Source organism: Nocardia arthritidis (assembly GCF_011801145.1).
Lineage (GTDB): Bacteria > Actinomycetota > Actinomycetes > Mycobacteriales > Mycobacteriaceae > Nocardia > Nocardia arthritidis_A.
The window spans coordinates 9,657,346-9,671,904 of the sequence record NZ_CP046172.1 but is presented as its reverse complement, the minus strand read 5'-3'; the positions used below and the strand labels follow the sequence as shown (position 1 = coordinate 9,671,904).

General features: G+C 62.7%; 16 protein-coding genes. 14 read left to right on the top strand and 2 right to left on the bottom strand.

The annotated features are described in order from the left end of the window. Positions 1-16: 16 nt before the first annotated feature. The 10 genes from F5544_RS44145 (at position 17) to F5544_RS44100 (ending at position 9,675) form a co-directional block, all read left to right on the top strand. Positions 17-1,054, top strand: a complete 1,038-nt coding sequence (locus F5544_RS44145) for a hypothetical protein (protein WP_167478632.1) — start codon at positions 17-19, stop codon at positions 1,052-1,054. Between the two features lie 10 nt (positions 1,055-1,064). Beyond that, a complete protein-coding gene (locus F5544_RS44140; RefSeq protein ID WP_167478631.1) occupies positions 1,065-2,174 on the top strand; it encodes a hypothetical protein in 1,110 nt (369 codons plus the stop codon). A 5-nt stretch (positions 2,175-2,179) separates the two neighbouring features. Continuing rightward, positions 2,180-3,226 (top strand): hypothetical protein, encoded by a 1,047-nt coding sequence (locus F5544_RS44135; protein WP_167478630.1) that lies wholly within the window; start codon positions 2,180-2,182, stop codon positions 3,224-3,226. A 210-nt stretch (positions 3,227-3,436) separates the two neighbouring features. Then, positions 3,437-4,621 carry a hypothetical protein gene (locus F5544_RS44130; protein ID WP_167478629.1) on the top strand — a complete coding sequence of 395 codons (1,185 nt, stop codon included), beginning with the start codon at positions 3,437-3,439 and terminating at the stop codon, positions 4,619-4,621. 10 nt (positions 4,622-4,631) lie between these two features. Continuing rightward, positions 4,632-5,015: a hypothetical protein gene (locus F5544_RS44125; RefSeq protein WP_167478628.1), complete on the top strand. Its 384-nt coding sequence runs from the start codon at positions 4,632-4,634 to the stop codon at positions 5,013-5,015. A 13-nt stretch (positions 5,016-5,028) separates the two neighbouring features. After that, positions 5,029-5,475 (top strand): hypothetical protein, encoded by a 447-nt coding sequence (locus F5544_RS44120; protein ID WP_167478627.1) that lies wholly within the window; start codon positions 5,029-5,031, stop codon positions 5,473-5,475. A gap of 46 nt (positions 5,476-5,521) precedes the next feature. Next, entirely contained in the window at positions 5,522-6,307 is a 786-nt protein-coding gene (locus F5544_RS44115) for an N-acetylmuramoyl-L-alanine amidase (RefSeq protein WP_167478626.1), read from the top strand. Next, positions 6,294-6,503, top strand: coding sequence for a hypothetical protein (locus tag F5544_RS44110; protein ID WP_167478625.1), 210 nt, complete (start codon positions 6,294-6,296; stop codon positions 6,501-6,503). The genes F5544_RS44115 and F5544_RS44110 overlap by 14 nt, the downstream gene beginning before the upstream one ends. 1 nt (position 6,504) lies before the next feature. Continuing rightward, positions 6,505-6,801, top strand: a complete 297-nt coding sequence (locus F5544_RS44105) for a hypothetical protein (RefSeq protein WP_167478624.1) — start codon at positions 6,505-6,507, stop codon at positions 6,799-6,801. A gap of 168 nt (positions 6,802-6,969) precedes the next feature. Beyond that, complete coding sequence (locus tag F5544_RS44100; RefSeq protein WP_167478623.1) at positions 6,970-9,675, top strand: DUF3990 domain-containing protein; 2,706 nt, start codon at positions 6,970-6,972, stop codon at positions 9,673-9,675. Between the two features lie 175 nt (positions 9,676-9,850). Here F5544_RS44100 and F5544_RS44095 read toward each other — a convergent pair whose 3' ends face one another. Next, positions 9,851-10,030 (bottom strand): hypothetical protein, encoded by a 180-nt coding sequence (locus F5544_RS44095; protein WP_167478622.1) that lies wholly within the window; start codon positions 10,028-10,030, stop codon positions 9,851-9,853. 185 nt (positions 10,031-10,215) lie between these two features. Between F5544_RS44095 and F5544_RS44090 the strand changes: the two genes are divergently transcribed. The 3 genes from F5544_RS44090 (at position 10,216) to F5544_RS44080 (ending at position 11,856) form a co-directional block, all read left to right on the top strand. Continuing rightward, on the top strand, positions 10,216-10,506 hold the full coding sequence (locus F5544_RS44090) for a hypothetical protein (RefSeq protein ID WP_167478621.1): 291 nt from the start codon (positions 10,216-10,218) through the stop codon (positions 10,504-10,506). Between the two features lie 339 nt (positions 10,507-10,845). Further along, positions 10,846-11,073 carry a hypothetical protein gene (locus tag F5544_RS44085; protein WP_167478620.1) on the top strand — a complete coding sequence of 76 codons (228 nt, stop codon included), beginning with the start codon at positions 10,846-10,848 and terminating at the stop codon, positions 11,071-11,073. 540 nt (positions 11,074-11,613) lie between these two features. After that, positions 11,614-11,856: a hypothetical protein gene (locus F5544_RS44080; RefSeq protein ID WP_167478619.1), complete on the top strand. Its 243-nt coding sequence runs from the start codon at positions 11,614-11,616 to the stop codon at positions 11,854-11,856. A 57-nt stretch (positions 11,857-11,913) separates the two neighbouring features. Here the strand turns inward: F5544_RS44080 and F5544_RS44075 are convergent, their stop codons facing one another. Next, positions 11,914-12,999, bottom strand: a complete 1,086-nt coding sequence (locus tag F5544_RS44075) for a DUF4185 domain-containing protein (RefSeq protein ID WP_167478618.1) — start codon at positions 12,997-12,999, stop codon at positions 11,914-11,916. Positions 13,000-13,392: 393 nt separating this feature from the next. On the opposite strand from F5544_RS44075, the gene F5544_RS44070 reads away from it, so the two are divergent. Then, a complete protein-coding gene (locus F5544_RS44070) occupies positions 13,393-14,550 on the top strand; it encodes a GGDEF domain-containing protein (protein WP_167478617.1) in 1,158 nt (385 codons plus the stop codon). Positions 14,551-14,559 lie beyond the last annotated feature (9 nt).

The following is a 14,559-nucleotide window of genomic DNA, read 5'->3' as shown; positions in this document are numbered from 1 at the left end:
GGAGAGGACAAAATCTATGGCGGACATCAGTTTTCCTGCCCACATCACGGTGGACAGAGAGTTGGATGTCGACGGGCTGCCTATTCTGACCGCTCGGGTGACCGTTCAGAGCGAGGCGGCGACGCTGCCGCTGCCGCTGGGCCCGGCAGGGCCTCAGGGGCAACGGGGTAATCCGCGATCCACCTTCCGCAAAATGGGCGTCATCGCGAACGCGGCCGCCCGCCCGACCGGACTCGGTCCCGATGACCGTGGCAAGTGGTGGCACCGGCTCGACGACAACGGCATGGATGTGTGGCTCGGCGCCGGTTGGCAACACTCGTCGAATGCGGTTGGGCCGCAAGGGCCGGTCGGACCGGCCAATAAAATCACGGCCGTCAAACCTGTGCACAAAGAGAACCTGACGATCCCAGCGGTCGAGTTCAGTGGCTCGGGCGCCGAGCAACAACTCAAAGTGACTGTGCCCGCGGGTTTTGCGGGACCGAAGGGGCCTGCGGGGGCATCGGGTCCGATCAGCGGCTCCCCTGATTTCGAACCGTCGGCCGGGCCTGTGAACAACGGGGTATTCGCATATAACCGAGGAAGTCAGAAGTTCCGAGGCGTGCCCGCACCGCTCGGTGCGGGGCCGTGGTCCTGGTATGAAAACGATTTCGCGGCGAATCAGACCGCCCAGGCCGATCAACTGATCGCGGGCAGCTTCACCATTCCGGCGCAGCCCTTCGCATGGCGACCCATTGTGTACGGACATCTCAGCACCTATTCGGTGAACGACCAGACGCAGAGTTCGCGTGCGGTCGTGCGCCTGTATCACGCACAGGGCGATGTCGTGGCCAGCGCGATCGAAACCGCCGGCGTCTGGGTCTACATGCCGATCTTCCCGACCTACCGGGATGAACAGGCGACCAAGACAATGTCGCCGACCTCGGCGTACGCCGCTGTTCCCGCAGGTCAGGGTGCCAGCCTCGTGGTGGCGGTGGAGCGCTCGGTCCATGGCACGCAAAACATCGGTTACGACCGCGCGCGTGCGTCACTCGTCGTATACGCCCAGCCCATCTGAGTGAGGTGACATGTCTACCGTTGGCGACTACTTTCAATCCGCCCTTATCCGGGGGCTCGACGAGGGAATCGGGCGCGACGGGCTCGTCCAATCCCTGCATGGGACGCCCCGCGACGGCTCGCTCGAACTGATGACCGGATCGCTCGGCGACACCGGGCCGGTCGGCGATCCCGCCCGGCCATTTCAATGGGAGGGCGAAATCGCCGATCAGGCAGTGCTTTCCGCACTTGCCGCAAAGCTGGATACGGCGCATGCGGGAAAAGCGTGGCGAGTGCGCGGTACGGACACCTTGGTGTATTGGAACGGAACGAGTTTCGACACCTTCGCCGATGCGTTCGGGGCCGCCGGACCCGAGGGCGTCGCGTGCACGGTCAGTGTCGGTACGGTTGACACCGGTCCGGTGGGCTCCGACCTTCAGGTCACGGTCACCGGAACACCGCCGAATCTGACGATGAACCTGACCGTTCCCCGCGGAGTGAAGGGCCGCAAGGGCGATCAGGGCAGCCCGGGGCCGATCCGAAAAGCGCCCGACTACGCAGACGGCCCCCATCTCGACGGAGCAGTTCCGGTATGGAGCAAAGCCGTCGGAAAGTGGGTTCCGCGTGCGTATCCCGGCCTGCGCGGTCCTTGGTCGATCGTCGGCGGCCAGGCATGGGATGGTGGGCCCGGCTTCGCCGACTCCATGTACAACACGTCGGCATCGCCGAATATCGTTGCCCGACTGAATATTCCGCCACAGGACTGTGATTGGCGACCGGTTGTCACCGGAGGCGTCATCGCGCAGACGGTGGAAGACAGCCAAACCTTCGACACCCGTGTCGATGCGGAGGTTCGGCTCGGCTCCGATAGTGGCCAGATCGTCGCTCTGGGCCCTGGAATGGGGTCGGGAATCGCCTATCACTGTGGCTTTCAACCGTTTTACGGCGCGCGAGTTACACCCGACAGTTCCGTCGGCGTGGTGCGAGCAGGACAGCCGGCCGTACTGAATGTCGTGCTCCGGATCATCACCGGCAAATCGAACTACAACTACATCATGGATCGGGCCCAGGTCGTCTGCTGGGTTCGCCCGGTCGCTCCGGCACCGATATCCGGCGCGCTGCGCTTCAACGGGATGGAGTGAGTGAAGTGGCGAACGATCGAAACACCGTCTACGACAACGACATAATAATCACCATGCGCGGCACCACCGACTCGATCGGTCTGCCGTATACCGTGAACCCGCTCGAGTTGGTCGACCGCGAGGCGATCATCGAACTGCAACAGGGCCCGCAGGGCCCCGCTGGCCCCGCCGGCGAACCGGCCTGGCCGTGGGAATGGCAGGGCGACATTGCCGATCTGCCCGCGCTACGGGCTCTCCGGCTGACCGCCGCGGATGCGCGCAAGGCATGGCGGGTGATATCCGAACAAGCCGTCTACTACTGGACCGGGCTCGAATTCATCGCCTTCACAGCGGCTTTCGGTAAAACCGGGCCGCCCGGCCGAGCGAATACGCTGACCGGATCCGCAGTCGCCGGCCCGCCGGGATCAGCCGCCACGGCTCGGGTCATCGGCACCGCGCCCGGCCAGCAACTCGAAATCACCTTCCCGAGAGGAGATGTCGGGGATGTGGGTGATCCCGGAGTCGCGGGCCGAATTCAGGACGCTGCGGATGTCTTGATCGACGCCACCCATGTGTTGGCGCAGGATTACGTCTTGGCCTGGAATACGGCGCTGAACCGGTTCGTGCCGTCGCCGAGCCCGCGACTGGGTGGTCCGTGGGCCATAGGGCAGGGCCAGTTCTCCGGCGGCACGGGTCTGAACGACCCCACGAAAGTGCTCGCCGTCATCACCATTCCGGGTCAACCTATGGCATGGCGCCCGATGGTCAATGGCTGGGTCAATATCAGGACCGAGGGTGACCGCGCCCAATCCAAATGTGACATCGAGGTGCGGATCGGCGGCCCCGACGGTGATCTGGTGGGTTATGGGCATGGTGTCTCGGATCCGAACTTCGGCGGCGCCGTAATTTCGCCCGAGTTTCAGAATCCACTGAGCCCGACGTCGCCCTTCGGTGTCGTCGCCGCGAATCTCACCGTCACGCTGTACGTAATCGCTCGACGGGTATTCGGCGCCGCACGGTACTCCGTGCGGCCCAACGATGCCCAGCTCATCGTCTATGCCGATCCGGTATAGCCGGTGTTCTGGCCGCAACCCCAATAGCCATCTCTCCCTATCGGCGCGCGCAACGATTCAAGTCGGCGTGCCGATCCGGGCTGCCCACAGTTCGAAAGGCATTGACTCATGGCCGCTCTGCCCCCATTGAGGTATGGAAAGGTTGTCGGGCGATTCCTCGCGAATATCGCCCACGGTCCCGAACTCGGTGACCTGCCCCAATTTCCGCCGTTGAGCGGGACCGTTGCATTTACCGCGAACGCGCCGAAGATCTTGGTTGCCGGGGCTAAACCGCCCGCAACCTATGTTCAATTACCCAAGTACTACGAATGCGAACTCGATGGAGACGGCTACATCACCTGGCGTGGCAGCCGCGGCATTCGATTGGTGGCCCCGAGCGATGCCACCAATCCCAAGGATTGGACGTGGCATGTTTCGTTCGATCTTTCGTACGGCGGCGATCGAGTGGCTATCGAGTCGTTCAGTTTCGTTGTGCCCGAATATATTCCGGGACCGGATGGAGCGAACCCGGATGCGGGCTCGACCGGACTGGTCGATCTGACGCTTGTCTCGCCGGTCCCTGCTTCACCGGGAAGTGCCGTGGTGCGCGGTGAGCGTGGCGCGGGTATCCAGATCGATGGCCAAGTGGCCAGTTACGCGCAGCTGCCGTCGAATCCGCGGGACGGTGCGCAATACGTAGTGCAGGCCGATGGGCTGCTGTACGTGTATCGCGCCACCGCGGGTGGCTGGCTGCCGAACGGACAGGGCATCGTCATCCGCGGACCCGCGGGCGTCACGGACTGGGCCGGAATCACCGGCAAGCCAGCGACTTTCCCGCCGACGATCGGTGCGAGCTCGACCGCCGCCGTGGCCGGCGACGACCCGCGCCTCAGCGACGCGAGACCACCGCTGTCGCACACCCACCCCGTGAATCAGATTGCCGACGCTACGGCTCTCGGACGCTCGCTGGTCACCGTCGCGGACGCGACAACCGCTCGAACCGTTATCGGGGCCGTGGCGGCCGACGATTCGCGGCTGAGCGACCCGCGGACGCCGACGGTGGCGGGCCAGGCATATGACATCGCATTCAAATCCCATTTCGGCGCGCGCACCGCGACCGCGGGGAACGTTATGCCGGAAGGTATTCGGATCGAGCGGAATATCACCGTGACGTCGGTGACGTACCGTTGTGAAACCGCAGGCACCGGCAATCTGGTTGTGGAACTTCGCAATAGCGGAAAACCGGTGCCAGGAACTTCGGCGACGATCGCGTCGACGGCGCAGACCGCGGATACGGTGCTCACCGGGTCGTGGCCGTTCAACACCGGCGATCGGCTCACCGTCAATATCACCACCGTGGACAATCCGGCAGGCAACGGCTTACAGGCCAGCCTGAAAGGGGTGACCACCCTGTGAAAGGCCAATCATGACAGCCATTTTCCGGCTCTGGGCCGATATCGGGACGTCCTGGACCGACATACTGGTTCCGAAGGGTAGCGAACTGGTTTGGGCCAGAACAGAATACGGCAAAACAACGACGTACTGGTGTCATGAGGGCGATCACAGTACGGCCGCCGATGAGCCGCGTCGCGTGCGATTCGACTCGATGCCGTTGCCGCCCAACCCCGATCCGATAGCCAAGACGCGCGGAGTGTCCGGCTTGCCCGGCTCGGTGCCGTTCGTCAAGGAGAGCACCGTGCTGTGGGTTTACAAACCCCTGACCAACGCGACGGTCACGGCTGATGAGGCGGCCACCGGCACGTTACGAACGGATGTCGCAGTGCCGAAATCCGGCAACTCAACTGGATAGGTGTGATGATCTCGTGAGTTTGATTGTCATTGTGGGCAATCCGATCCCACCGTTCCAGCCATCGAGCATGGTCAAGGCCGCAGCGTGGCAGATGCCCGCCGGCTGGACCGTCGTTCCGGGTTGGAAAGCCGACACCGGTTCGGTTGTAGTCGGCAATGCACTGAAGGTGCTCGGCGGCAAAGCTTCAGCCCGGGTGGTCGTCACGATCGCGTTCTCCGGTGGGTCCGCACCACTCGGCGGCGGCATCTCGCAAAAGGCTCAGCTTCTCGTGGGTACAAAGGTGGTCGCCACCAGCGACGAGGTGACCGGAGAATCCGGCACGTTGAATATCGACCGATCCGTCCCTGTCAACGCGGGCGATTTGCTGACCGTCCAGGTCATGTGCACGATCACCGGTCTCGGCGGCGGCACGCCCACCACCATCTCGCCAGGTGCGGGTACCTCCGTACAAATCATGTGAACGGTGTGCGGCAGTGCGCCGCTCAGTATTTGAAAGCAGGACGACTATGCCTTGGACCGGTGATCCGGTATGGCTCGCGGACATATTGCGCGACGAAGGTCTGCGAGTAGTCGAATACCCCGGTTGGCGTGATCGCGGGCACGGTGACTTCGGCGACATCTGGGGCATCGTCGCCCACCACACAGGCGGATCGAATACCCCGCCGTCGGAAATAGCCGATGGTGTACCAGGTTTGGACGGTCCGCTTTCACAGTTGCATCTATCCCAGGACGGCACGGTCACCGTGATCGCGGCCGGTGTCGCCTGGCATGCGGGTGCGGGCTCGTGGCCCGGATTACCCGAGGACAACGCCAACTTCTACACCATCGGCATCGAAGCGGCCAACAACGGCACCGAAGGCTGGTCGCAGACCCAATACGACGCCTATGTCGGCTGCTGCGCGGCGATTCTGCGCAAGCTCGGCCGCGGCGCCGACCGGGTGATCGGCCACAAGGAGTGGGCCGGGCCCAAACAAGGTAAATGGGATCCCGGCCGCATGGACATGGACCAGTTCCGCGCAGATGTTGCGGATCGATTGAAAGGCAGTGCGCTGATGGCACTTTCGGATCAGGAGCAGCGTGAGCTGCTCGACAAATTGCGTCGGGTGCACTTCGAACTCACCTATGGGTTCCAGTCGCGGGTCGCGGACTCCGCGTATCACGACACCCTGGCCGGCTACATCTTGAATTCCGATGCGGCGGACTACCGCAACGAGCAGCGGCTCAAGGCTCTGGAATTGAAGATCGACCAGTTGCTCGGGCTCACGGGAGGTACCGCGAATGCGCCTCACTAGATTTCCCGAACCGGCGGTTGTCCGGTCGGTGCTGGTCGCTTTCACCGGCGTCATCGCCTACCTGCTCGGCCGTCAACTCAACACCGACTGGATCGACTCTGCCACAACGCTTTACGGCATGGCGGCACCGGTGATAGCCGGACTCGTAATCCGCCCTGCGGTTACGCCGGTCGCCCGCGTGGACGGCGGGAGCTGATGTGGAAGCAGCCGTAGACCCCGAACTAATCCAGGCCGCCGGGATGGCGCTTGCCTCTGTGATCGGCGCGGTCACCGCATGGCAGGCCCGGGAGGTCAACAAGCTCCGCGCCCGCATCGAAGCGCTGGAAACCCAAGCGGCAGACGATAAAAGGCGCTTCCGCGATGCCATCCGCCTCATCCGCGCACTCCAGCATCATATCGATGAACTGCGGACCTTCCTGCGTCTGCACCTGCCGGGTCAGGAACCACCGGTAGCGCGCTATCGGATCCCTTCCTCGCTACAGCAGGAAATCTGAGGATCTCCGCCTTCGATCACCATCTGCATATCGAAACATGAAGCGGCCCAGAGCAATCTGGGCCGCTTTGTGTCTCCGGCAACTTCCGCTCCGCGCACCGGACCTCGACACGAGCCGCCGGACTCGATTCGTCCTTCCGTGCTTTTCGAGCCTTCGTGAGGTGTTCACATGCCCGTTGTTGCCGAGTCGTACCGGCCCCCGTGGGTAGGTAAGCAGGCTGAGTGGTTGGCGTCGCTGACACCGGCCATCGCCGTCGACACCGGCGGCGATGTCGAGGTCGGACGCACCTTCACTTACGAAGGCATGAACCCGCAATCGGCGGCCGACATGGTCGATCGGATCTTCAGGCGTCGCGAGCTGGCTGCCAGCGCTACCGAATTGCGTTCTGTCGTAGATTCGTTCGCCACTGGCGACGGCTTACCCGCTGTTGCTCCCGGAAACTCGCTGCCGCTGGCGAAGGAAATCACCGATCCCCAGGCCTACACCCCGATGGACAACAACGGCAACCGGCTCCCCGACTTGCCCACCGTCCCCAACCCTAACAACAACAGCGCCCACCACCGGAACCCCCAACCCAGCCCGGTTACACCCCCGTCGACAGCTGTCACCGATAGTCCGGGGACATTGTGGCCCGGGCAGTCGGTGCCCGCGGGCGCACCTGGGACGCCCGAATACACCCCGGGCAAACAACAGCCGCAGCCATCATCGGCAGGCACGCGAGCAGATTCGTCGACACCGATGCAGCAGACGCTCGACGAGTTGCCGCACATCATGGCCGGCGGGCAGTCGACGAATCCGGCCGTCACCGACGGCCGGGGGACGTTGTGGCCGGGGCAGTCGGTGCCTGCGGGCGCGCCAGCAACAGTCGAATACGCACCGGGACAACCACAATCGTGGTCCGTCGAGGTTTACGGTACCGCCAAGGTCGGCAATGGTGCAGCCGCCAACCCCGCGCCCCCGTTGCCGGACCTAATCGCTCATCCGCGCGTGGTTTTCGTCCCGCGATCCGACTACTCCCAGCCGCAGTTGGACGCCGACCTTGCCAGGATCAGTGCCGGTCCAATCCCGTGGGTCGGTGACGATGATCCATACCTCGCCGCGACTGCCCGCCTCGAGCAGGCCCGCTACACCCCGGCCCAGCTGCAAGACGACCTGCAATGGATGACGCGCACCGCCCGCAACTCCGACGAGTTGCTGCTGCGCCAAATGGCGTTCGATCGTTTGGCCGCCGTAGGCATTTACGGTGGGGACCCGGCGGTAGTCGAATACGCCCGCAAACATCAGAACGACCTGGTTCTCACCAGCCCGTCCGATCCGCCTCGGTATCCCGCCCCTCCGCCGATCGATCGGGGCCGCCCGCCCCGCGCAGGAAAGCCGTTCTCCCTCAACCAATTCCAGGCAGACATCAACAACGCCGTCACTGATACCTTCACCGAAGAATTCATCGATCCCGGCGTACTTCTATGGGAGTACACCCACGGCAAAGGCAACCACAGCGGGTCCGAAGCGGCTTGGGCCGCAGCCAAACTCGGCTTCAACATCGCAACCACGGTGCCCGGCCCCGATGTCCTCATCATCAGAGGCATAGGCGAGGGCGTCACCGCGGCGACGAAGCTCGACCCCGAACTGTATGCCCTGGGTCAGGAAGTGCGCGCCCTCTTCAAGGGCGCCGCAGGCGCCGACGAGGCATCCCGCATCGGCAACGAGATCCGCCGCCGACAGCTACGCGACGAGGTCGAACAGTTCCAGCTAGGCCGAAACCGGGCCAATCCACCCCGGACCGGCACCCCCCTACCGGTCGAACGCGACACCGACGTCCTCGTACCAACCTCTGAACGCCAAAACCCTTACACCACAACGTCACCGAAGTCTCCCGAGTTCACACCGCCGACCTACCCATCGGCCCCGTCGACCGCCTTCCCTGCTTGGACACAACGGGCCGACAATGGATTCCGCGGTCTGGGCACACCACCAGATCCGCTGAGCACAGTTCCGGGCTTCGCGAGGAACGGGATAAGTGTTCCGTCGACACCGCCTACCGTCCTCGCCAACGGGTTCGACCGAATCAGAACGCTCCCGGAGCGCTTCACATCCTGGACCAGCACCGCCTTCCAGGGCGTTATCGAATCGGTCGCCACGGTCGAACAACGGCTCGCTGGTTACGGTCTAGCACCTGCCGGAGCGCCAGCTGGCTTCGCCGCCGCCGGAACCCCGATATCCGAATGGCTCACCACAAAGTTCAATTCCTCATCGTATGTCTCCGCTAGAGGCATACCTGCCCTGTCCGAGGCCTCCAAGCCTTCACGCGGCTCTCTGGGCTGGCCGTCGGTATTCGGTTCAATTTCTCGGTGGCCGTGGTCTCGGGCGAAGACCGCAAGGGAGACTACTGCGCATGCTGTACGACCACTGTGGGAGGAACGAATCTCTTTCTATCACGGTACAACTCGCGCAGCTGCAGCCGATCTGCGGGAAAATGGAATCGACATCGCCCGAGGGCAAGCTGAGGCAGATTTCGGTCGCGGTTTCTACACGACGAGAGTGCTGAGTGAGGCATCCGATTGGGCTCATGTGGCGTCCAATAAATTTGGTGGCGAGCCTTGGATCGTCGAGTTCCGTGTTCCAGTACGAGATTTTGCCTTGCTGAGCCGACAAGTTTTCGATGATGTAGATCCCGGTTGGATCGAGTTCGTCACTCGAAACCGCTCTGGCGATGCTACTATGCACCCGTACGACATCGTGGAGGGGCCATATCTTGATGTCATAGCCTTCCGGAGGTCCGGGCAGCCGACAGGGCGGGGACAGCAGACCAGTTGGCACACGGCAGAGGCGGTATATATTCTGCGAAAAGCACTGATAGACGATCCATACCTATGAGCCGAATCGCGAAAGGCGGCCATGGCCAGATTCGCTTTCCGTGTTGATTCCGACGCGGAAGATTTCTTTAGCAGTATCCTGCGCGAGATGCAGCTGTCCTTCAATATGTCCGAAGACGAAGCTGTGGCAAGGATAAATGACCGATTTGCTGGGTTGGAGATAGTTGGCGACAATATCATTTATCACAGATCGGAGGAATTTTGGTCGAAAGATATTGTCTATGGGCACCATTCTTACTGGTGGAACAATGAGGGTAACGTTGAGCCGCTGCCTTCTCCGGGTCGGGCGCATCGGCTGCTGCAGCGCCAATGGTGGTGGCGTCGATGGTGGCAATATCGACGGAAATGGTGGACATTGAAGATGCGATTCAGACACCGGAGGCTGCGGAATAGGTGACATTGCCGTGTGTGTCGGATTTCATCGCCGTTCTTGAACTGGCTGCGCCATGATAATTATGATCGCTCGCGCCATGTACGGTGACAAGGCCTCGGAACCCGCCAAGGTGCTGCACAGACTATTGATCGAATCGAGGGCACAGAAGTGAGCCGAAGCGACTCCCATCTCGATGACGGGCAGGCCGACGAGAACGAGGAGATCCGGGCAGAGTTCGAGGCTGAGCTCGCGGAATGCATGGCAGGCGTAGGGGTGAATATGCACGCCCGCCGCCTGGATGGCGAGACCAAACGGGCATTGGCCCGGATCGCTGGTGCATATCCGGACATTCCGCAAGGGTTGATCGAGGCCGCATACTCGATCTTCGCTGGACAACTCGACGGCTCGCGGGATGACGACGGCCTGCCCTCCTTCATGCGCGGAAGGCATATTAAATAGACGAGCTATCGCAGGTGGGGAATTCGGACCTGCTGTCAGGAACGCTGAACTAGCCGGGTACCGGAACGCCATCGTGGACAAGGTGTGCCGTGAACGCGTCAAATGCCTCCCAGGAGAAGCGACGCACATTCGCGATCGTGTTTCGATCGATTCCGTTAGCTCCATCGCTTTGCGTGCAATTTTTCGTGCCTCGCACGGTGAAAGATTCGCTATCCCTGGGCAATCCGGGCTGTCCGAGCACGGTGTCGACCGATGTCCGTTTCGGTAAACCCCTGTGATAGAACCTGATTCGTCGGTTCCGGAGCCGCACCGTATGAGACACCTATGAGGGAGAGTTGTATGAGCAAGGTGCGCATGGTCGGGGTTGCTGTTGCGGCGGCCGGGATTCTGTTGGGTGGGTCCGGGTTGGCGTCGGCGGCGGTGATTCCGTTGGAGCCGGGTGTTGAGCAGGTCGCTGGTACCGGCACGGGGGGTGACGCCGGTACCGATGCGGGTTCCAGCAAGGCTGTCACGGACATTGTGAAGGCACTGAGCTCGGGTTCGTCGGGGAAGAAGACCGGCAACTGACCCTCGAATAGCCGAAGCGGCCCAGGCACTGCCTGGGCCGCTTTTTCGTATTGGTGGCTGCGCAATGTGATTGGTGCGTGCGTATGCTTGATACTGATAACCATTATGGAACCCGCGACCGTGTCTCGGAGCGAGTCCGACTCAATCGCTGCTACCGTCGGTTCGTTACTTCCATTTGATGGGAGATTTGTCACAAATTAGCCCCTGGTTTGCCATATTGACCAGCCGTCTGGACTAACCCCTCTGTGTGAGAGTTGCTGGGCCCCAGTGGTTTCTGGGCTCGATCGTCGATTCGACGGCCTTCGACGTGCGCCGATGTAGAGAGTTCGGTAATCGGTCTTTTTGGAAAGCCCAAGTAATTGGGGGCCCAGATTCCTTTGGCACGCAAGGTTGTTCGCCGTGGTACCCGGCGAAGCGCACGCAACATGCGAATCGGAAATATCCCCATTGTTGGGAAGAATTCCCGTAAAACCCTGTGGTAGAAAGTCTTCCGTCGGTGATCGAACCGTTATCGACCAAAGAACTTCAGGGAGAACCTAAATGAGCAAAGTGCGTATGTTCGGGGTGGCCGTCGCGGCCGCGGGTGTTCTGCTGGCCGGGTCCGGCCTGGCGTCGGCGGCGTCGATTCCGCTCGAGCCCGCGACCCAGAGCGCGACGCCGATCATCGGTGTCGGCGAGCCCGATCCGACCGGCGGTACCGGCTCCAGCAAGGGCATCGGCGAGGCCATCAAGGCGCTCGTGAAGGCGTTGAACTCCGGTTCGGGCAAGCCCTCCGCCAACTAAGGCACGAAAGAAGCGGCCCGGCAACTTCTGCCGGGCCGCTCCATGTATCAATCAGCGTCACAACGCCGTTCGCATCAAAATGACGTTGTACTGCTTGTGCTGGGTGACCATGAAATACAGGTCGCCGCCGGTCTGATAGGGAAAGATCATCGGCGCGTATGCCGACGGCAGTGCCGGCGCGTCGATCAATACCCGTGGCTCGCTCCAGGGTCCCTCCGGTCGGGGAGCTGTCCGCAGCACAACGGAATTCGCGGCGTCGGTGGTGAGCATGACGAACTGACCGAGGTGGTCGTTCCACATCACCGACAGCTCAGCGACGCCGCCGACGATCGGTGCGGCGGTTCTGGGATCGCCTGGCCGCCAATCCTTTCCGTCCCAATATTCGTACGCGTCGATATTGGCGATATCGGATTCCTTTGCGCGCGAGATGAATCCGGGATTCCCCCGGCCCGCGGGCGTGCCGTATCGGTAGACGTAGCCGCCATCCTTCAAAAACGCGTTCTGCTGGAAGTTTTCGAAGCCATCGGCATTGCCGCGCCGGGTCGTGGTGAGTGGGGCCCAGGTCTGCCCGTCGTCGCCGGATGCGGCGAGGGTGGAGAAATTGGTTTCCCACTTGCCCGGCTGACCCCAGGCGCGCACCGACATCAAGCTCATGTACTGCACGCCACCGACGGAGATGCCCGCGGTGGGGATGAGGCTGATCTCGATGCCGGGAATCTTCGGGCTCGGCAACGGATTCGGCACCACGCTGTCGAAGTAGATGCCGGTCGACGGATCGTGGTTGCCGCTGCGGAACAGCACATTCGACGACCAGGCCCAGATGCTGCCGGCCAGCAGGTTCGGGATGCCGAGGCCCGCGTTGTCGCCGAAAGCGGTGAGCATCCGGCCGTTTCCGTCGTCCCACATGATGCCGAGGTCGGTGCCGAGGACGTTGAAGTTCTGTGTTCGATTCGGGCTGTCCATGCCGGTCACCTGGAACACCGCCTGGGTGGGGCCGACGAGTTGCGGTAGTCCGCGAATTCCGTTCAGTGCGGGAATCGGGATGATGTCGTTGGGATCGGCGTTCGCGGCCCCCGCTGCCCCGAGGGACAGGACCGCGGCGATGGCGCCGATTCTGGTGAGTGCGGACAGTGATCGGTTCATCCGGATAATCCCTTCTAGCAGCGCGCGATCACGGGCCATTGTGCATCCGCGACCGTGAATTCGTCTGCTGTCTGGGACTATGCGAGCAGCCATGCGCGAATTCCCGAGGCGTGTCACGCGACGACGCGCCGGGAAACGCCGGAATCGCACCGCGGGAACGGGTTTACCGTGCACCGATATCGAATGCACGCTCACAATCGCGACAAATAGACATTTCCGGTCTAATCGCCCGGAAAGGAAAAAATCTTCCGCTCGGAATGGTTTGATCTTGGCGGTGCGCGGCCGGGCCCCTACACTTACGCGATGAACTGGTGAGATTCCTACGACGCAGTCTCGCGCTGGGCGTTGCCGAAGGGTTTGGCGGATCCTTTCCGAGACGCTAGGTGGTTCCAGATGGGCGATGCTCGCACGTCAGTGCGGCAGTGGTGGCGCGATCCGGCCGATTACTCCTGGCAGGTGCAGGCGCTCGCCTCCCATTCGGCACTCGGCTGGGTGCGGCTGAATATCGCGGTGGGTGGTGCCGTGATGGCGATCATCACGCTCCTCACGCTGTTCTCCGCGTACGGCCCACAGGGCAGGGTCGGACATGTGGTGGCCGGTATCTGCCTGGCGTTCGCCGTTTTCTGGTCCGTGTGGTGGGCGGTGCGACCGTGGCCGCAGGAGACGGAATCGCTGATACTGTTCGGGCTCGCCGACCTGGCCGTCACCGCCAATGTGCTGCAGGACGCCAACCGCGTCTACGGTGCGCTGCTCGCCATTCTGCTGGTCGCCGCGGGCGGCTATTTGACCTTTTTCCATAGCGCCAAAGTGGTTGCGGCACATTCCGCATGGTCGTTGCTGACGGTGCTCGTGCTGGCCGTGCGAATGGTGATCGAGGGCATCGACCCGCGGATCGCCTGCGCCATTGTGCTGACCATGGTGTGCGGCGTCGTTGTCGTACTGCCCACCTTGCAGTACGTCAACTGGCTGTTGCGGACCGAATCACTGCTCGACCCGCTCACCACCTTGCTGAACCGCCGCGGCCTGGAGCATCGGCTCACCAGAATGCTCGGTGAATACGACAACCTCCGCAGGTCCGACGCACACCGGCCGGCTACCGAAATCAGTGTGATCAGCGTCGATCTCGACCGGTTCAAGGCAGTCAACGACACCTTCGGCCACCGCATCGGTGACCAGGTGCTGGTCGATACGGCGCGCAGGCTGCGCGAGGCGGCCGATCCGCGCGCCGTGGTCGCCCGGGTCGGCGGCGAGGAGTTCGTGATCGTCGGGCGGATGACGCTGGCCACGGCGGCCGCGCAGGCCGAGCGATTGCGCTCGGCGGTGGCGCAGTCACCCGGCGAGGTCGCGGTCACCGCGAGCATCGGCGTCGCGGTCTCCGACGGCGCGCCGCGCCAGTGTCCGCGCGCCACCGCCGATCAGCTGCTGCACGCCGCCGACGCCGCCATGTATCAGGCCAAGCGCTGCGGCGGAAACCTTGTCGTACTTGATGATTCGAGAATCGACGAAACAGGCCGCGATTCCCATCCGAAGGAATCGCGGCCCGTTTCGTAGTCGATGCGG